Here is an 18605-nt window from a genome sequence, read left to right on the forward strand (position 1 = left end):
CGCAGTGTTCGTCGATCTGGTGGATCGTGGCGTTCACCGGACCGAATTCGACCACCTGCGGGCAGATCTGCGCGATGAAGCGGCCGTCGGACGTGCCGCCGGTCGTGGAGAGTTCGGTCTCCAGCCCGGTCACCGCGCGGATGGCCCCCGCCAGTGCATCGACCAGCGGGCCGGGGCGTGTCAGGAAGGGGCGTCCGCTCAGGCTCCAGTCGATCTGGTAGTCCAGGTGGTGGCGGTCCAGCACGGCGCGGACCCGCTGCTGCAGGTCTTCCGGCGTCGACTCGGTCGAGAAGCGGAAGTTGAAGTCCACGACCATCGTGCCGGGAATGACATTGGTGGCTCCCGTGCCGGCATGGAGGTTGGACATCTGCCAGCTCGTCGGCGGGAAGTGGTCGTTGCCACGGTCCCACGCGATGGCGCAGAGTTCGGCCAGTGCCGGTGCGGCGAGGTGGATCGGGTTCTTCGCGAGCTGCGGATAGGCGATGTGGCCCTGCACGCCGCGCACGGTCAGCCGGCCCGACATCGAGCCGCGCCGCCCGTTCTTGACCATGTCGCCGATGCTGTGCACGGAGGTCGGCTCGCCGACGATGCAGGCGTCCAGCCGTTCGCCGCGCTCGACCAGCCACTCGCAGACCTTGACGGTGCCGCTGTGCGCCGGGCCTTCCTCGTCGCTGGTGAGCAGGAAGGCGATGGCGCCGCGGTGGTCCGGGTGCGCGACGACGAACTCCTCCACCGCCACGACCATCGCCGCCAGCGAGGTCTTCATGTCGGCGCTGCCACGGCCGTAGAGGCGGCCATCGCGGTGCGTGGGCACGAAGGGGTCGGAGGTCCACTGGTCGAGCGGGCCGGTCGGCACCACGTCCGTGTGGCCGGCGAGCACCAGCGTCGGGCCGTCTGCGGTGCCGCGGCGGATCGCCCACAGGTTGCTGACCCGGAAATCGTCCGGGCCGAAGGGCAGGTCGACGCACTCGAAGCCGAGCGGGCGCAGGCGGTCGGCGATCAGCGCCTGACAACCCACGTCGTTCGGGGTGAGGGAGGGCCGGGCCAGGAGTTGCTCGACCAGGGCGAGGGTGGGCAGGTGCATGTCAGGGACGGCCGCGGGAGGCGGCTGTTCAGCGTTCGAGCGCGTGTCAGCGCTTCTTGGACAGGAAGGGCAGCGGTTTGACCGCAGCCGAACTGGGCGGCGCTGCCGTGCTGGTGGGCATGGGCGCCGGTGACGGCGAGAAACTGCCGCGCGCATTCGGGTTCTGGCCGGGCACCACGTCCAGCGTGATTTCGGTGAAGGATGGCCCGGGCTCGGCCTCCTTCTCCTCCTCCTGCTGGCGCTTGCCGCTGGCCATGTCGTTCTGCAGGCGCCAGAGCAGGTTGGTCGGCGAGTCGGCGTGGCTGATGCCCTCGTCGCGGGTGACGAGGTGTTCGGTGACGAGACGGGCGATGTCCTGCTCGAAGGTCTGCGAGCCCTCGGCCATCAGGCGGTCCATGGCCTCCTTGATGCCCGAAAAATTGCCCTGCTCGATCAGTTCGGAGACGAACTGCGTGTTCAGCAGCACCTCCACCGCCGGCACCCGCCCGCCCTGGGTCGAGCGCAGCAGCCGCTGCGAGACGATCGCCTTCAGACCGGCGGCGAGATCGGACAGCAGCGTCGGCCGCGATTCGGGCGTGTAGAACGACAGGATGCGGCTCAGCGCGTGGTGGCTGTTGTTGGCATGCATCGTCGAGAGCACGAGGTGGCCGGACAGCGCATACGACAGCGCCGCGCTCATCGTCTCGCGGTCGCGGATCTCGCCGATGAAGATGCAGTCCGGCGCCTGGCGCATGGCGTTCTTCAGGCCGATCTGCAGCGACTGCACATCGCGGCCGACCTCGCGCTGGTTCACCACCGACTTGTAGTTGGTGAAGAGGAACTCGATCGGATCCTCGATCGTCAGGATGTGGCCGGCGACCTGCTTGTTGCGGTTCTGCAGCATCGAGGCCAGCGTCGTGCTCTTGCCAGTGCCGGTGGCGCCGACCATCAGCACCAGCCCGCGCTTGGCCAGGCACAGCGTGTTCAGCATCTCCGGCAGGTTGAGCGAGTCCAGCGCCGGGATCTCGGTCGGCATGAAGCGGAAGACCGCGGCGATGGAGTCGCGCTGCTTGAAGCCCGAGAGCCGGAAGGTGCCCACACCGCTGATGTGGACGCCCATGTTCAGCTCGCCGGTCTCCAGCAGTTCTTCCATCTGCGCCGCCGTGATCACCTCGCCCAGCAGCATGCGCGGCTGGTTGGGCGCCAGCGGCTCCTGCGTGAGCTGCAGGATCTGGCCGTGGATCTTGATGAGCACCGGCATGTTGGCCGAGAGGAAGACGTCGGACGCCCGCTTCTCGGCCATCAGCCGCAGGATGCGTTCCATGTTCTTGGTGCTCATCGTTCCCCCGCGTGGTCGTGTGATGGCGTTCAGCCGCGCAGCAGGTCGTTGATGCTGGTCTTGGCGCGGGTCTGCGCGTCGACGCGCTTGACGATCACGGCGCAGTACAGGCTGTACTTGCCGTCGGCGCTCGGCAGGTTGCCGCTGACGACGACCGAGCCCGACGGGATGCGGCCGTAGGTGACTTCGCCGGTGGCGCGGTCATAGATCTTGGTGCTCTGGCCGATGTACACGCCCATCGACAGCACCGAGTTTTCTTCCACGATCACGCCTTCGACCACTTCGGAGCGCGCGCCGATGAAGCAGTTGTCCTCGATGATGGTCGGATTGGCCTGCATCGGCTCCAGCACGCCGCCGATGCCGACGCCGCCCGAGAGGTGCACGTTCTTGCCGATCTGCGCGCAGGAACCGACGGCGGCCCAGGTGTCGACCATCGTGCCTTCATCGACGTAGGCGCCGATGTTGACGTAGGACGGCATCAGGATCGCGCCCTTGGCGACGAAGCTGCCGCGGCGCGCGACGGCCGGCGGCACCACGCGCACGCCGGTGGCGCGCAGCTGCTCCTCGCTCATGCCGGCGAACTTGGTCGGCACCTTGTCGAAGAAGTTCAGGTCGCCCGCGGCCATCGGCGCGTTGTCGTTCAGGCGGAAGCTCAGCAGCACGGCCTTCTTGGCCCACTGGTTGACGTGCCACTGGCCCACGCCCTGGCGCTCGGCCACGCGCAGCTTGCCGGTGTCGAGCGCGTCGATGACGTGGTTGACGGCGTCACGCACTTCGGCCGGGGCCGAGGCGATGGACAGGTTGGCGCGGTCTTCCCAGGCGGTTTCGATGACGTGCTGGAGTTGGCTGAGATCGGACATGGCGTGTTCTCGGATTCGGTTGGGCGGGATGGGGTTCAGGCGGCGCGGCGGGTGTTGGCGCGCACGAAGTCGGCAATGCGGCGGGCAGCTTCGAGGCATTCCTCGACCCCGGCCACCAGCGCCATGCGCACGCGGCCGGCGCCGGGATTCATGCCGTGCGCCTCGCGCGCCAGGTAGCTGCCGGGCAGCACCGCGACATTGTATTGAGCCAGCAGTTCCCGGGTGAATGCGGTGTCGCTGCCACCGAAGACGGTCTCGGGCACCTTGGCCCACAGGTAGAAGCTGGCGTCTGGCAGCGCCACGTCCAGCACCTCGGCCAGCACGGGCGTGACCTGGGCGAACTTCTGGCGGTAGAGCGCGCGGTTCTCGACCACGTGCGCCTCGTCGTCCCAGGCGGTGATGCTGGCCTGCTGCACGGTCGTGCTCATCGCGCTGCCGTGGTAGGTGCGGTAGAGCAGGAAGGACTTGAGGATCTGCGCATCCCCGGCGACGAAGCCCGAGCGCAGGCCCGGCACGTTCGAGCGCTTGGACAGGCTGGTCAGCACGATCAGGCGCTGGAAGTCATCACGGCCGAGCTGCTTGGCCGCTTCGAGCGCGCCGAGCGGGGCCTCGTCGCGGAAGTAGATCTCGGAGTAGCACTCGTCCGAGGCGATCACGAAGCCGTGCCGGTCGGACAGGGCGAACAGCTCGGCCCATTCTTCCAGCGGCACCACGGCACCCGTCGGGTTGCCTGGCGAGCAGACGTAGAGCAGCTGCGTGCGCGCCCAGGTGGCGTGGTCGATCTGCGACCAGTCGGCGGCGAAGTTGCGCGCCGGGTCGCTGTTGGCGAAGACGGGCGTGGCGCCGGAGAGGTAGGCCGCGCCTTCATAGATTTGATAGAAGGGGTTCGGGCAGACGACGACTGGGCCGCCGGTCGCCGCGTCGCGTGTCGGGTCGATGACGGTCTGCGCCAGCGAGAACAGCGCCTCGCGTGAACCATTGACCGGCAGGATCTGCGTGTCGGCGTCCAGCGCCACGCCATAGCGGCGCTGGACCCAGCCGGCGCACGACTTGCGCAGCGCTGGCAGGCCTGCGGTGGCCGGGTAGGCGGCCAGCCCGTCGAGCGACGAGGTCAGTGCCAGTTTCAGGAACTCGGGCGTCGGGTGCTTGGGTTCACCGATGCCGAGGCTGATCGGGGCGAAGTCCGCATTCGGGCGGACGTCCTTGACGAGGGCGCGCAGCCGCTCGAAGGGGTAGGGCTGGAGGCGCGAGAGCAGCGGGTTCATGGGGCGGGATTATCGGGCATGGGACCGATTGCGCAGACCAAACCACGGCCGCAAGAACGCCTGCCGCCGCACCAGCTGGTATACGCCGAAGCTGATCCCGCCCGTGGCACTCAGCAGGACCAGCGCTTCCACCCCCACCGGCAGCGACCAGCCAAGCAGCACCTGACTGAACACGATCATCACCGTCTGATGCACGAGGTACACCGGAAAGACCGCTTCGGCGAGCATCGGCCGAATGGGGGCGTCGCGGTCGAAGTGGGCGACCGCCAAGCCTAGCAGGGCCGTGATGGCCGACCACTGGAACAGGGCGACGAACCAGGCCGAGGACGATGGGTGTCTCGGCATGAACACGAGCCCAGTCCACGCCAGCGCCGCCACGACCAGTGCAACGCGACGCGCCGCCGCCAACCGGGACCAGCCGTCTTCCATCCGCATCAGCAGCGCCCCCATCCCGAACGCGAACCCGTACATCGCGTGGGCGTACAGGTCTCCCCAGAGTGCGTGGGTCTGCGGAAACTGCGGCTGCAGCACGCCCCGGCACAGCGCCAGCCACAGCGTGGGCAGCACGAACAAGCCGGCGCCTCGCAGCTCGCGTGTCAGCGTGGTGACGAGCGCGCGGGTCGCGGCCGGGAAGCAGCGGACCATCCCGCACAGCCCCACCGTGTAGCACCACAGGTAGGGCAGGAACCACAGGTGGTTCCACGTCGGCATCACCAGACAACGGGCCTCGGCTCCCACCCCTGCGCAGAAATCCCGGCTGTTCGACAGCACAGAGAAGTACCGCCCGAGAAAGGCCAGGAAGCCGTCGTGATAGCCGAACTTCTGCATCACTTCGAAGTAAGTCTGCGGCGGCACGACCAGCACCACACCCGTCAGCAGCGGCAGCAACAGGAACCGCGTCCGCCGGCGCAACCACCGCGCGGGAGACCCGCCACGCAGCAGGTTCGCCGTCGCGGCACCCGAGACGAGGAAGATCAGGCTCATCCTCCACGGCTCGGTCAGCCGCATCCAGGGCTCCAGCCCGGCCACCGGGTGCGGGCTTTTGACGTGGAATGGCCAAGGGACGTAGTACATCCCGACGTGGTAGAGCACCAGCAGTCCGAAGGCACCGATGCGCAGCCAGTCTAGGAAATACAGACGCTGCCCCGGAACTTCGCGACGTTTCTCGCGATTCGCGTCGTTTGACTCGGGCGCGCGGGGTCGTTGCGTGGGTGCTGCATACACTGGATCGCCCTCCATGGGGTCGCTATCAACACCACGAATCATGCCCATTTCCTTGTATTCCACGAGCGTGCGCGCCGCGCTGCCCCTGTTGACCACCGCCTTGCTCGCCGGCTGCGGCGGGGGTGGCAGTGACGCCCCCGCTGTGCCCGCCACGATGCGGGTGACCTCGGCCACTGCGGACACGCCGGTGTACGGCCAGTCGCTGCACATCACCGTCCAGGGCGAGCTGCTCGACCAGGGCCTCACCCCCGTCTCGACCGCCTGCAAGACCATCCTGCCGGCCGCCGCCACCCAGTACGCCAGCAGCGCGACGACCCTGCACTACCTCTGCGATGTGCAGTCGGTCGGCAATCAGACAATGGAACTGCGCCGCACCGACACCGGCGCTGTGCTGCACACGCTGAACTTCACCGTGCCGCTGCCGCAGGTGACGATGGCGGTCAGCAACGGCGCGGGGGTCAACGGCGATGTCGTCTTCACGCTGCGCTCCGATCTGGCGCCGATCACGACCGCCAATTTCCTGGCCTATGTGCGCAGTGGTTTCTACGACAACACGGTGTTCCACCGGGTGCAGACCAACTTTGTCGTGCAGGGCGGCGGCTACCCGTCGCCGGTCGTGGCGGGCACCGTGCCGACGCACAAGACGACCAATCCGGCCATCACGCTGGAAGCCGGCAACGGGCTGAGCAATGTGCAGTGGAGCGTGGCGATGGCGCGCACCACTGCGGCCAACTCGGCGACGTCCGAGTTCTTCATCAACCTGAAGGACAACGCCAGCGCCCTCGACAAGACCGCGACCAACGCGGGCTACGCCGTGTTCGCCAGCATCACGGCCGGCACCGACGTGGTGTCGGCGATGACCAGCGCGCCGTGCCAGACGATCGCGGGGTTTGTTTCCAGTGCGCTGGGCTGCGTGCCGATCCCGAATGTGGTGGTCTCGACGGCACGGCAGACGCGCTGAACCGTCCGGCTGCGTCAGGTGGCGGCAGCGCGGTTGCCCGCCACCACCCGCAGCCGCCCCACCAGCCATACCATCGCCACCGTGCAGCCCAGTGCCAGCCACCCCGTGCGCTCGTAGCCGTGTACCAGCCCCTGTGCATCGCGCGAGATCATCAGCCCGCCGAGCAGCGACGCCACGCCCATTGCCGCCGACTGCAGCGCGTTGTTCAGGCTCATGAACGCGCCGCGCCGGCGCGGCTCGACCGCCGAGGTGATCAGTGCCATGCCCGGCACCATGCGGCCCGACACCAGCACGAAGAACAGCGTCGTCACCACCAGCACGCCGACCAGCGACACCCCTGCCAACTGTGGCAGCGTCAGGATCGGCACCAGCGCCAGCAGCGCGATCAGCCGGAAGGTCGGCACCTTGCCCCACTGGTCGGCCAGCCTCCCCCACAGCCGCGCGGTGAACAGCGTCGCCACGCCGCCGATGAGGTAGATCAGCGGCACCTGCTGCGCGGTCAGGCCGAGGTTGGTGGTGGTGAAGATGGTGATGTAGGGAATCATCGCGAAGCTGCTCGCCATCATCAGCATCGACAGTCCGAACGCGCGCCAGTGGTTGCGCTCGGCCAGCACGGCGCGCAGGTGGTGCAGCGTGCCCTCTGCGGTCTGTTTCGGACCGAGGTGGCCGGTCAGCGTCGGCACCTGGCGCAGCGCGAGGGTCCAGACCAGCACCGAGACGCTCGCGATCGCCACGAACGGCATGTGCCAGCCGTACAGGCTCGCCAGCCACAGCGATGCCGGCACGCCCGCGACGGTCGCCATCGAGAACGCCGACATCACGATGCCCATCGCGGCGCCGCGTCGCTCGAACGGGATGGTGTCGGCCACGATGGTCTGCACCAGCGCCCCGAGCACCCCGCCGAACAGCCCGGCGGCCACACGCGCTGCCATCAGCGTCGTGAACGTCGGCGCCAGTCCGCACGCCAGCGTCGCCACCGCCAGCCCGGCAAACAGCATCAGCAGCAGCCGGCGGCGCTCGAAGCGGTCGATGTAGGTGGTGGCCGCCAGTCCGGAAGCGCCACCCGCCAGCGTGTAGGCCGAGATCAGCAGGCCGAACTGCGCGTCGCTGATGCCGAAGATGCGTGTCAGTTGCGGGCCGAGCGGCATCATGACCATGAAATCGACGATGTGAACGAATTGGACCGCTGCCAGTGTCAGCAGCATGGCGCGTTCACGGCGCGGGGTCAGGGCAGGGGCGTCGGGCATCAAGGCGTCGGGTGAAGAGGGTCTGTCAGTGTGCCCAAGTTGGCAGACCGGTGTGGGGGCGGTGCTATCATCGCCGCCGTCCATTGCCCCTGTATTTACAGAAAATTCCTTTGAAATCAAAGGCTTAGATCGCCGCCATGCCTGAACAATGCGTCTGAATTCGATCAAGCTCTCGGGCTTCAAGTCCTTCGCCGATCCGACGCATTTCCAGCTGCCGGGGCAGCTCGTCGGCGTCGTCGGTCCCAACGGCTGCGGCAAGTCCAACATCATGGATGCGGTGCGCTGGGTGCTGGGAGAGTCGAAGGCCAGCGAGCTGCGCGGCGAGTCGATGCAGGACGTGATCTTCAACGGCTCCGGCAACCGCAAGCCGGCCAGCCGCTCCAGCGTCGAACTCGCGTTCAGCAACGACGCCGGCCGCGCGGGTGGGTCATGGAACCAGTACGCCGAGATCGCGGTCAAGCGCGTGCTCACCCGCGACGGCACCAGTACCTACTACATCAACAACCAGCCGGTGCGCCGCCGCGACGTGCAGGACGTGTTCCTCGGCACCGGTCTGGGCCCGCGTGCCTACGCCATCATCGGCCAGGGCACGATCAGCAAGATCATCGAGTCGCGGCCGGAGGAGCTGCGGCTGTTCCTGGAAGAAGCGGCCGGCGTGTCCAAGTACAAGGAACGCCGCCGCGAGACCGAGCACCGCCTGAAGGACACGCGCGAGAACCTGACCCGCGTGGACGACATCCTGCGCGAGCTGACCACCAACCTGGACAAGCTCGAAGCGCAGGCCGAGGTCGCGCTGCGCTACCGCACGCTGCAGGACAACGGCACGCTCAAGCTGCACCAGCTCTGGTTCCTGAAGCACCGCGACGCCACCAGCGAGCGTGAGCGGGTCCGTCTGGCTGAGCTGGCCGCGACCAATGCGCTGGAGTCGCGCCTCGCCGAGCTGCGCCAGACCGAGGCCGAGCAGGAGTCGCTGCGCCAGACACACTACGAGGCCAGCGATGGGTTGCACGCTGCCCAGTCCGCGCTGGCTGAAGCCTCGATGCAGGTCAGCCGGCTGGAGGAGCGCATCCGCCATGTCGTCGATGCGCGCCAGCGCGGCCAGCAGCGGCAAGCCGAGATCAGTGCGCAGACGCAGCAGTGGACGCTGCGCCGCGAACACGCCGAGGCCGAGCTGGAGACGCTGGCCGGTCAGCTCGCCGCAGCGCAGGAGCAGGGCGAGATCCTCGTGGCGCAGGTGGAAGAGCGTTCGATGGCGCTGCCTGCCGTCGAGGACACGCTGCGCCAGGCCAGCCAGCGCGCTGCCACGCAGCGCATCCGTGCCAGCGAGGTGCAGCAGCAGATCCAGCTGCTCGCCGCGCAGTCGCGCCACCTGGACGAACGCGGCCGGGAGCTGCAGGGGCGCCGGGAGCGCCTGTCCGCCGAACGCCGCCAGCTCGGCACGCCCGACGACCATCGGCTGGACGACCTGCGTGCCCAGCTCGCACGGGCGCAGGAGGTGCAGGAACTCGCCGATGCGCGCCTGCACGAACTCTCCGAACTGGTGCCGACGCTCGACGAGCAGCGGCGTGGCCAGCAGCACGCGGCCAACGGCGAGTCCGCTCGCCAGTCGGCACTGACGGCGCGGCTCGATGCCCTGCGCGCCCTGCAGGAGAAAGTGCAGACCGAAGGCAAGCTGCGGCCCTGGCTGGCGCGGCACGGACTGGACGGGCTGCAGGGCCTCTGGCGTCGCATCCACATCGAGCCGGGTTGGGAAACCGCGCTCGAATCGGCCTTGCGCGAGCGGCTTCAGGCGCTGGAAGTCGGGCGCATCGAAACGGTGCGTGGCTTCGACCTGGACCCGCCCCCGGCCAAGCTCGCCTTCTATTCACCCCCGACCGCTGCCATCGCCAACACGCACCGCACGCTGCCGCGGCTGACCGATCTGCTGCGCGTCGGCGATCCGGGGCTGATGGCGCTGCTCAATGACTGGTTGGAGGGTGTCTACACCGCGGCCAACGTCGAGGAGGCGCTGGCGCTGCGCAGCCGGCTGAGCCACGGCGAGCTGATCCTGACGCCGGCCGGTCATGCGGTGAGCGCCTATGCGGTGAGTTTCCATGCGCCGGATTCGGAGCAGGCGGGCCTGCTGGCACGTGCGCAGGAGATCGAGAACCTGGAAACCCAGGTCCGCGCCCAGGCGCTGATGGCGGACGAGACCCGCAGCGCGCTGGTCCGCGCCGAAGCGGCTTACACGGACGCAGCGCAGCGCCTGGCCGGCGCACGCCGCGACGCCGCCGACAGCCAGACGCGGGCGCACCAGCTGCAGGTCGAAGTCCTGCGCCTGACGCAGCAGGCCGAGCAGGTGACACGCCGCCGTGACCAGCTCGACACCGAACTCGCCGAGGTCGATGTGCAGATCGAAGAACTCGAAGAGCGCCGCATGACCGGTGAGGCGCGTTTCGAGGAGCTCGACCTGCAGCTCGCCACCGAGCAGGAGCGCCACGCCGAGCTGGAAGACGCCGTGATCGGCGCCGAGCGGCGGTTGGCGGATGCGCGCGAGCAGCTGCGCGGCCTGGAGCGCACGGCGCAGGAGTCGCAGTTCGCCGCCCGCGCGCTGCTGGCCCGGCGCGGCGAACTGCAGCGTGGGCTGGAAACCGCCGCGCAGCAGCGCACCATCCATGAACGTGCGCTGGAGCAGCTCGCCGCCGAACTCGCCGAGCTCGACGACGCCGCAGCCGAAGGCGGGCTGCAGGAGGCGCTGGCGCTGCGCGTCGAGCGCGAGCAGGCGCTGTCGTCCGCCCGCCAGGCGTGGGACGAACTCTCGCAGCAGATGCGCCGCGCCGACGAGCAGCGCGCCACGCACGAGCGCAGCCTGCAGCCACTGCGCGACGAGATCACGAGGCTGCAGCTCGAAGCACAGGCCGCGCAGCTGGGGGGTGCGCAGTTCCTGGAGCAGTTGCAGGCAGCGGCGGTCGATCTGGAGGCGCTGGCCGCCGGCATCGTGCAGGATGGCGTGCGCCTGCACGGGCTGCAGGGCGAGATCGACCGCATCCAGCGCGAGATCAACACGCTGGGCGCCGTGAATCTGGCCGCGCTGGATGAACTCGGTGCCGCCAGGGAGCGCCGGCAGTTCCTGGATGCGCAGGTGGCCGACCTGACCGACGCCATGCAGACGCTGGAAGCTGCGATCCACAAGATCGACCTGGAGACCCGGGACCTGCTCAAGGCCACCTTCGACCAGGTCAACGATGGCTTCGGGCGGATGTTCCCGAGCCTGTTCGGCGGCGGGCAGGCCCGGCTGGTGATGACGGGTGACGAGATTCTCGATGCCGGCGTGCAGGTCATGGCCCAGCCGCCCGGCAAGAAGAATTCGACCATCCATCTGCTGTCCGGCGGCGAGAAGGCGCTCACCGCGATCGCCCTGGTGTTCGCGATCTTTTTGCTCAACCCGGCGCCGTTCTGCCTGCTGGATGAGGTGGATGCACCACTCGACGACGCCAATACCGAGCGATATGCCCGTCTGGTCCGTCAAATGTCGTCCGGTACGCAGTTTCTTTTCATTTCGCACAACAAAATTGCAATGGAGATGGCCGAACAATTGATCGGCGTGACAATGCAGGAACAGGGTGTGTCGCGGATCGTCGCGGTGGACATGGAGGCGGCAGTCTCACTGGCTGAGCTACCGTGAGGTGGGCGACACACTGTTCAGGCCATGACCAGGAACCCGGGGATCGATGAATTCATTGCAAGTTTGGTTGGCCATCGTCGGTGGGCTGGTGCTCGCCGCTGTCGTCGGGCATGGCGCTTGGCAGACCCGCCGGGTCGGAGGCAAGCCGCGTCTGCCCAAGCCTTCCGCGGCGGATGCTGCGACGCCGGGTGTGCCGGACGTGGCCACGGTGCCTGTCGCGATGCAGCCTGTCCACCAAGAACCGAGTTTCGATTCGGACCATGTGCCGACCGAGCCGATTCCACTGGAAGACGTGCCGGGGGCTGTGCCCGCCGAGGCCATCGAGCAGCGGCTGGTGGCCGTGCCTGCGGCACTGAATGTGCTGGCGCGCCGGCCTGTGGTGGTCCCGCGCATCGACGCCCTGATCGACGCTGTCGCCCGGTTGGTCCCTGAGCAGTCGTTGTCTGGCGAGACCGTGCTGGCGCACTGGCCGCCGTCCCGCCGGGCCGGTGGCAAGCCCTTCCTGATCGAGGGCTGCAACCGCCAGACCCAGGAATGGGAAACGCCCGCCGCCGGACAGTCCTACAGCGAACTGCGTGCGGGGCTGCAACTCGCCAACCGGCTCGGTGCTGTCAACGAGATCGAGTATTCGGAGTTTGTCCAGATCATCCAGCGCTTTGCCGAGCCGCTGTCGGCAGAGGCCGAGTTCCCGGACATGCTGGACGTGGTGGCCCGGGCGCGTGCGCTGGACCGGGTGGCCGTGCACCATGACGCACAGCTGGCCATGCGACTGACTGCGCGCCAAGGCGAGTGGCCGGTGAGCTGGATCCAGCAGCATGCGGCACGGCATGGATTCGTCAGCGGGCCGGTGCCCGGCCGGCTCATCCTGCCCGGTCGCGGCGACGATGCGCCGCCGGTGCTGGCGCTGGTGTTCGATGCCCAGGCGGCGCTGGCCGAGGATCCGGACCGGTCCTGGGTCTCCGAGATGTCGCTGGTGTTCGACGTGCCGCAGACGCCGCAGGCCGAGCAGCCGTTCAACGCCTGGTGTGCCTCCGGGCAGGCGCTTGCCATCGCGCTCGATGCGGATGTCAACGACGACGAAGGTCGCCCGCTCAACGCAGGCGCATTCGCGCTGATCCGCGAGGATCTGGACGGCCTGTACGCCAAGCTGGCGGAGTTCGAACTGGCGGCAGGATCGCCCGCAGCGCGGCGCCTGTTCAGCTAGGCTCCCCCTGCGGCAGGCGCGCGCCTACACTGGCGCGCATGTCGCAATCCGATCTCTTCCCGTCGCTGCCGGACCTCCTGTCCAGCCCCGATATACAAGCCTCCCCGGCCGAGCAGGCTGCCGAACTGCGCCGGCAACTGCACCACCACGCCCACCGCTACTACGTGCTCGACACGCCGGAGATTCCCGACGCCGAGTACGACCGCCTGTTCCAGGCGCTGCAGGCCATCGAAGCCGTGCATCCGGAACTGCGCACCCCGGATTCACCGACCCAGCGTGTGCTCGGTCAGGTGCTCGATGGGTTCGATTCGGTGCGCCATGCGGTGCCGATGCTCAGCATCCGCACCGAGACGGACACGGAGCCAGCAGGTGCCGTGGCGTTCGATGCCCGAGTTCGCCGCGAGCTGGGGCTGACCGACGAGGCACCACCGCTGCGCTATGCCTGCGAGCTGAAGTTCGATGGGCTGGCGATCAACCTGCGCTACGTGGCTGGCGTGCTGGTGCAGGCCGCCACCCGCGGGGACGGTGAAAGCGGCGAGGACGTCACCCAGAACATCCGCACCATCGGCCAGATCCCGCTGCGGCTGCGCGACGTGCCGAGCGGGATACCGGCGGTGCTGGAGGTGCGCGGCGAGGTCTACATGCGCCGCGACGACTTCGACCGACTCAACGAACGCCAGCGCGAGCGCATCGCCCGCGGAGACAAGGGCGAGCGCACCTACGTGAATCCGCGCAATGCCGCGGCCGGCGCAGTGCGCCAGCACGACCCGGCGCTGGCAGCCGAGCGTCCGCTGAGCTTCTTCGCCTATGGGTTGGGCGAGGTGCAGGGCTGGGCGATGCCGGCCACGCACAGCGGTGTGCTGGACGCGCTGGACGCCTTCAGCCTCCCGGTATGCGCCGAACGGGCGGTGGTGGAGGGGGCCGACGGGCTGGCCGCGTTCCACCTGCGCGTCGGTGTGCAGCGCGACCAGCTGCCCTTCGACATCGACGGCGTCGTCTACAAGGTCGATGACCTGGCCTTGCAGCAGCAACTCGGCTTCGTCAGCCGTGAGCCGCGCTGGGCGGTGGCGCACAAGTACCCGGCGCAGGAGCAGATGACGGTGGTGCGCGAGATCGACATCCAGGTCGGCCGCACCGGCAAGCTCACGCCGGTGGCCAAGCTGGAGCCGGTCTTCGTCGGTGGCACGACGGTGAGCAACGCCACGCTGCACAACGAGGACGAGACGCGGCGCAAGGACGTGCGCGCGGGTGACACCGTCATCGTGCGGCGGGCAGGTGACGTGATCCCCGAGGTGGTCGGCGTCGTGCTGGAGCGCCGGCCGGTCGATGCAGGCGTGCCGTTCGACCTGTACAAGCGCCTCGGTGGCCATTGCCCCGTCTGCGGCAGCGACATCGTGCGCGAAGAGGGCGAGGCCGACTGGCGCTGCACCGGCGGCCTGTTCTGCCCCGCGCAACGCAAGCAGGCGATCCTGCATTTCGCCGGCCGGCGGGCGATGGACATCGAGGGGCTGGGCGACAAGGTGGTCGAACAGCTCGTCGATGCAGGCATCGTGCGCACGCTGCCGGAGCTGTATCGGCTGGGCGTGGTGAAGCTGGCGGCGCTGGACCGCATGGGCGAGCGCAGTGCGCAGAACCTGGTCGATGCGCTGGAGAAGAGCCGCCACACGACGCTGGGGCGCTTTCTCTACGCCCTTGGCATCCGGCATGTGGGCGAGTCCACCGCGAAGGCGCTGGCCCGTCATTTCGGCAGCGTTGACCGGCTGATGGATGCCGCCGTCGAGCAGCTGGTCGAGGTGGCCGATGTGGGGCCTGTGGTCGCGCAGAGCCTGCGCACCTTTTTCGACCAGCCGCACAACCGCGAGGTGGTCGAGCAGCTGCGTGCCTGCGGTCTGACCTGGGACGAGCACGATGGCGTGCCCGACGTCGGTCCGCAGCCGCTGGCTGGTCTGACACTGGTACTGACCGGCACACTGCCCACCCTCGGGCGCGACGAGGCCAAGGAGCTGATCGAGGCGGCAGGGGGCAAGGTCAGCGGCTCGGTGTCGAAGAAGACGCACTACGTGGTCGCGGGGGCCGAGGCCGGGTCCAAGCTGGAAAAGGCTCAGGCGCTGGGCCTGTCCATCCTCGATGAAGCGGGGTTGCTGGCACTGATCGGCCACAGCGGTGAAACCGGTACACATGCAAATGCCGCTTAATTGGCAATAGTGGAAATGTTCAATTCGTGACCACCTGAATAGAGGGTGTGTTTGGCTCTTCGCCGGTTCGAGAATGTGTTTTGTCGGGCAGCAGGATCCGCTGGACAGTTGCCCATGCATGTCATGGCTGGCTCATCTGGTGAGACTGTTCGACGCGACAAAACCTAAACTTATATTGCGTGGAATCGATGCTGAACAAGACAACTCGACTCCTGGGGCTGGTGGCCCTGGGTGTGCTGACAGGGTGTGGTGGTGGCGGTGGAGGGGCGGCACCGGCGCCGACGGAGTCGGCTGCATCCGTGATGACCCAACTGCAGACCAGCGGCGCTGTGCTGTCGCTGGACCGTTCCACTTCGGTGGCCGGAACCGATGCCAATGGCGATGGTGTGCGCGATGACGTCACAGCCTGGATCGGTACACAAGGCTATTCTGGCGATCTGCCAAAAGCGGCAGCCCAGTTGGCCAAGGCCTACCAGACGGTCTTGACACTGACGCTGACCGATGACGCCGCTGTGCGTGCTGCGCGACTGGCGTCCAGCGACGCCGTGGAATGTGTCATGCAGAAATCGGCTTCGATCGAGGCCGGCTACAAGGCCGTGGCGGACCTGCGCCGTGTGACGGTCAACACCGATGCCCGCGTCAAGGCCTATCTCGCGTATGTCGAGCTGGTCAATGACACCGTGGCCCGCGCACCCCAAGGAGACGGCTGTGTCTGATCGCCGCAATACCCACACCTTCATCCGCCCGCTGACGGGCGCTGCCTTGGGCCTGCTGGCTGCCGGCACACTGGGCATTGCCCAGGCTGCATCGACGATCTGTGAGCCTGACGGGGGTTATGTCGTTGCGTATTACAACGGCACTTTCGCCATGCCCGAGGATGCCGATGCCCAGCGCGCCGCACTGCGCATTGCGCGTCACGGCAAGTACACGGGTGCCGCTGAAACCGCGACGACCGCTGCCGGCAAAGCCGAGCCAGTTCGCTACGAAACCTTCTACAGCACGGCCGGAACGACCAGCGGTGCCACCGAGTCGCGCTTCCAGGCCCTGGCAGGGGAATACCGCAAGCTGCTCGACGGAGCGCTCACCCAGAACTGGGAGTACTTCTGGGACATGGCCGGTGGCAGCACCCAGAACTGGTCGGTGCTGGCAGCCAAGTCGGCGGACTCTCGCTTCCTGGCCGTCACCTCGGCATTTCCCGCAACGATTGCCAGCTTGGCGACTGCGGCGAAGACCGCCCTCCAGACCGAACTGGACAGCAGCAGCACCACGCTGGCGGCTCGCCAGCTGGCCCGTGCCCAGGCGCTCTACACCGAGCGCCAGAAGCTGCTGATGGTGTCGTATTCGCAGGGTACGCTGTTCGCGAACAAGGCCTTCGCAAAGCTGGGTGTGACGGATACGTCCGTGTCCCGCCAAGAGCTTTCGGCGCTGCCTGCGGATGCAGTCAAGACTGCACTCACGGCCAGCATGGCGGTCTTGACCATTCCGACGCCCGCGAGCAACCAGGGCTTCTTCACGGCAACGCTCTCGTGGTCGGCACCGGCTGCTGCGATCGGCACCAATGCCGATGGCACGCCCAAGCAGAACGACTTCGATCTGCACGTCATCGAACCGACGCCTCCGGTCACCAGCTCGTCCTATGTGCAATGGGTGCACTTCTCGACCACTGGCGACCCGGGCAAGGGCGGCGGCGGCGATATCTCGAAGCAGGGCTATGCTGGCTATCTGGACAAGGACAGTCTGGGCTTGACCGCCACTGACATGGGGCCGGAGCACTACTACGCTTCGTGTGACGAGACGAAGTTGCTGCCGGGCACTTACTGGGTGGCTGTCACAACGGTTCGTGCGCAGTTGCCCGCACAAACCTTCGCGACCTTGCAGATCGCGACGGCCAAGTCTGGCGAGGTGTATTCGAAGACCTTCAACTACAGCGACATCCCGGGCTTCATCCAGCAGACCAAGCTGACCTTCCCGGTCAAGGTGGTCCTGTCGAAGAACGCCGATAACACCTGGGCCAAGCCGGAGGTCACGCCGTACAGTCCCTCGGCAACCTACGACTTCACCGGTCTGCCGACTTACAAGCTCTGATCGTTCGACGGTCCCATGAAAAAGCCGCAGCGGTTGCTGCGGCTTTTTTGTTTCATGGCCGGATCGAATCAGGTCATGGGTGGATTCAGAGTTCCTGGTCGAGGGCCCGCGCCACACCCAGCAAGGCCGGTGACACGCTGGCATCGATCACGAACACCGGCATCTGCGCCAGATAGCCGCTGAAGCGGCCCTTGGCCTCGAAACGCTGGCGGAAGTCGGAGCGGTCGAAGGCCTCGCCGAGCCGTGGCACGATGCCTCCGCCGATGTAGACCCCACCGAGTGCGCCCAGTGTCAGCGCCAGATTGCCCGCCACGCTGCCCAGCAGCGCGCAGAAATGCGCCACGGCTTCCCCGCTGCGCGCGCAGGTGCCCGCCAGCGCCCGTGACGTGACATCGGCCGGGGTGAGCGCTTCCGGCGTGGCGCCGTCGAGCGTGCACACGGCGTCGTACAGCGCCACCAGCCCTGCGCCGCAGATGGCGCGCTCGGCCGAGGCATGGCCGTAACGCTGGCCCAGCAGCGCGATCAGCGCCGCCTCGCGTTCGGTGGTGGCCGGCAGCGTGACGTGACCGCCTTCGCCCGCCAGCGCCACCCACTGCGCGCCTGCAGGCACCAGCCCCGACACACCCAGCCCGGTCCCCGGCCCGATCAGTGCCATCGGGGCCTGCGCCCGCGCTGCGCCACCACCGATCTGCCGCAACTCGTGCGGCTGCAGCGAGGGCAGCGAGAGCGCGAGCGCCGTGAAATCGTTGATCACCACCAGCCGCTGCAGCCCGAGTTCAGCCTGCAGGCCCGAGATCGAGAACTGCCAGTGGTGGTTGGTCATGCGCACCTCGTCCCCCGTGATCGGGTTGGCGATGCCCATGGCCATGGAGCCCGGTTGGCCCCGGCCGAGTCCGGCCAGATAGGCGCGTACCGCATCGGCGAGTGTCGCGTGTTCTGCGCATGGCAGAGTGCGCACCGCGTCGATCGCGGCACCTTCGTCGGCGATCCAGCCGAAGCGGGCGTTGGTGCCGCCGACATCGGCCACGAGTCGGGGGAAGGGCGAACGTGAGGTCATGGCGGGCAGCGGACGCGAAAGAGGAAGTTCAGGAACGGTGCGGCGGTGCTTGCAGCACAAGCGCCGACGGCGCGCATCGTAGCGCGCCGCCGGTTTCTCGCCTACTTCAATCAGTCGGCGAGGCGCTTCTGGCTCTCGGCATCGAACAGGTGCACGTCGTGCGTGCCCCAGCCCAGATGCACCCGGTCGCCGACCTGGTGCAGCACCTTGCCCGGCGCGCGCACGACCAGCAGGCCTGCGGCGGTCTTGACGCTGACGTAGGTTTCCGGGCCGGTCGGCTCCAGCATCGTGATCTCGCCGGCCACGCCGCTGTCGGCGAAGCTCAGCGCCTCGGGGCGCAGGCCGTAGATGAGCTTCTGGCCAGGCTTGACGGCGGCCCGCTGCGCGGCGCTGGTCGGCAGCGTCACGCCGCTGGCGACCACGCCCTGCGCGTTGCCCTGG

At 67.9% G+C, this 18605-nt stretch carries 14 protein-coding genes; 6 read left to right on the plus strand and 8 right to left on the minus strand.

From position 1 onward, the window contains the following. From dapE to AB3X43_RS16210, 5 genes are all read right to left on the minus strand, one after another. Window positions 1-1084 (minus strand): succinyl-diaminopimelate desuccinylase (gene dapE, locus AB3X43_RS16190; protein ID WP_369430895.1); only part of this gene is annotated, 1084 nt, incomplete at its 3' end. A 46-nt stretch (window positions 1085-1130) separates the two neighbouring features. Beyond that, window positions 1131-2402 (minus strand): PilT/PilU family type 4a pilus ATPase, encoded by a 1272-nt coding sequence (locus AB3X43_RS16195; RefSeq protein ID WP_369430896.1) that lies wholly within the window; start codon window positions 2400-2402, stop codon window positions 1131-1133. A 29-nt stretch (window positions 2403-2431) separates the two neighbouring features. Then, a complete protein-coding gene (dapD, locus tag AB3X43_RS16200; RefSeq protein WP_369430897.1) occupies window positions 2432-3262 on the minus strand; it encodes a 2,3,4,5-tetrahydropyridine-2,6-dicarboxylate N-succinyltransferase in 831 nt (276 codons plus the stop codon). Between the two features lie 35 nt (window positions 3263-3297). Next, window positions 3298-4527: a succinyldiaminopimelate transaminase gene (gene dapC / locus AB3X43_RS16205; protein WP_369430898.1), complete on the minus strand. Its 1230-nt coding sequence runs from the start codon at window positions 4525-4527 to the stop codon at window positions 3298-3300. Between the two features lie 9 nt (window positions 4528-4536). Next, window positions 4537-5814 (minus strand): acyltransferase family protein, encoded by a 1278-nt coding sequence (locus tag AB3X43_RS16210; RefSeq protein ID WP_369430899.1) that lies wholly within the window; start codon window positions 5812-5814, stop codon window positions 4537-4539. Between AB3X43_RS16210 and AB3X43_RS16215 the strand changes: the two genes are divergently transcribed. Further along, entirely contained in the window at window positions 5792-6712 is a 921-nt protein-coding gene (locus AB3X43_RS16215) for a peptidylprolyl isomerase (protein ID WP_369430900.1), read from the plus strand. The genes AB3X43_RS16210 and AB3X43_RS16215 overlap by 23 nt on opposite strands. Window positions 6713-6726: 14 nt before the next feature. Here AB3X43_RS16215 and AB3X43_RS16220 read toward each other — a convergent pair whose 3' ends face one another. After that, the gene (locus tag AB3X43_RS16220; RefSeq protein ID WP_369430901.1) at window positions 6727-7959 is read right to left on the minus strand and encodes an MFS transporter; all 1233 of its coding nucleotides are present in this window, start codon (window positions 7957-7959) and stop codon (window positions 6727-6729) included. 148 nt (window positions 7960-8107) lie between these two features. Here AB3X43_RS16220 and smc point away from each other — a divergent pair, with 148 nt between their 5' ends. The 5 genes from smc to AB3X43_RS16245 all read left to right on the plus strand — a co-directional run bounded on the left by smc (window position 8108) and on the right by AB3X43_RS16245 (window position 17107). Beyond that, window positions 8108-11623, plus strand: coding sequence for a chromosome segregation protein SMC (gene smc / locus AB3X43_RS16225; protein ID WP_369430902.1), 3516 nt, complete (start codon window positions 8108-8110; stop codon window positions 11621-11623). Window positions 11624-11669: 46 nt separating this feature from the next. Next, window positions 11670-12827 (plus strand): cell division protein FtsZ, encoded by a 1158-nt coding sequence (locus tag AB3X43_RS16230; protein WP_369430903.1) that lies wholly within the window; start codon window positions 11670-11672, stop codon window positions 12825-12827. Window positions 12828-12865: 38 nt separating this feature from the next. Next, a complete protein-coding gene (ligA, locus tag AB3X43_RS16235; protein WP_369430904.1) occupies window positions 12866-15022 on the plus strand; it encodes an NAD-dependent DNA ligase LigA in 2157 nt (718 codons plus the stop codon). Window positions 15023-15324: 302 nt separating this feature from the next. Continuing rightward, a complete protein-coding gene (locus AB3X43_RS16240; RefSeq protein WP_369430905.1) occupies window positions 15325-15738 on the plus strand; it encodes a hypothetical protein in 414 nt (137 codons plus the stop codon). Next, entirely contained in the window at window positions 15731-17107 is a 1377-nt protein-coding gene (locus AB3X43_RS16245) for a hypothetical protein (RefSeq protein ID WP_369430906.1), read from the plus strand. The genes AB3X43_RS16240 and AB3X43_RS16245 overlap by 8 nt, the downstream gene beginning before the upstream one ends. A gap of 85 nt (window positions 17108-17192) precedes the next feature. On the opposite strand, the gene AB3X43_RS16250 is transcribed toward AB3X43_RS16245, so the two are convergent. Both AB3X43_RS16250 and AB3X43_RS16255 read right to left on the minus strand, forming a co-directional pair. After that, window positions 17193-18164: a glucokinase gene (locus AB3X43_RS16250; protein ID WP_369430907.1), complete on the minus strand. Its 972-nt coding sequence runs from the start codon at window positions 18162-18164 to the stop codon at window positions 17193-17195. Between the two features lie 110 nt (window positions 18165-18274). Beyond that, a partial coding sequence (locus AB3X43_RS16255) for a TOBE domain-containing protein (protein WP_369430908.1) occupies window positions 18275-18605 on the minus strand: 331 nt, incomplete at its 5' end.

This window comes from Sphaerotilus sp., from assembly GCF_041083715.1.
Classification (GTDB): domain Bacteria; phylum Pseudomonadota; class Gammaproteobacteria; order Burkholderiales; family Burkholderiaceae_C; genus Sphaerotilus.

Excerpts from the sequence above, each read along its gene's own strand:
- AB3X43_RS16195 (WP_369430896.1), bottom strand. The coding sequence starts at position 2,402 with ATGAGCACCAAGAACATGGAACGCATCCTGCGGCTGATGGCCGAGAAG.
- dapD (WP_369430897.1), bottom strand. The coding sequence starts at position 3,262 with ATGTCCGATCTCAGCCAACTCCAGCACGTCATCGAAACCGCCTGGGAA.
- dapC (WP_369430898.1), bottom strand. The coding sequence starts at position 4,527 with ATGAACCCGCTGCTCTCGCGCCTCCAGCCCTACCCCTTCGAGCGGCTG.
- AB3X43_RS16215 (WP_369430900.1), top strand. The coding sequence starts at position 5,792 with ATGCCCATTTCCTTGTATTCCACGAGCGTGCGCGCCGCGCTGCCCCTG.
- AB3X43_RS16220 (WP_369430901.1), bottom strand. The coding sequence starts at position 7,959 with ATGCCCGACGCCCCTGCCCTGACCCCGCGCCGTGAACGCGCCATGCTG.
- smc (WP_369430902.1), top strand. The coding sequence starts at position 8,108 with ATGCGTCTGAATTCGATCAAGCTCTCGGGCTTCAAGTCCTTCGCCGAT.
- AB3X43_RS16230 (WP_369430903.1), top strand. The coding sequence starts at position 11,670 with ATGAATTCATTGCAAGTTTGGTTGGCCATCGTCGGTGGGCTGGTGCTC.
- ligA (WP_369430904.1), top strand. The coding sequence starts at position 12,866 with ATGTCGCAATCCGATCTCTTCCCGTCGCTGCCGGACCTCCTGTCCAGC.
- AB3X43_RS16240 (WP_369430905.1), top strand. The coding sequence starts at position 15,325 with ATGACCCAACTGCAGACCAGCGGCGCTGTGCTGTCGCTGGACCGTTCC.
- AB3X43_RS16250 (WP_369430907.1), bottom strand. The coding sequence starts at position 18,164 with ATGACCTCACGTTCGCCCTTCCCCCGACTCGTGGCCGATGTCGGCGGC.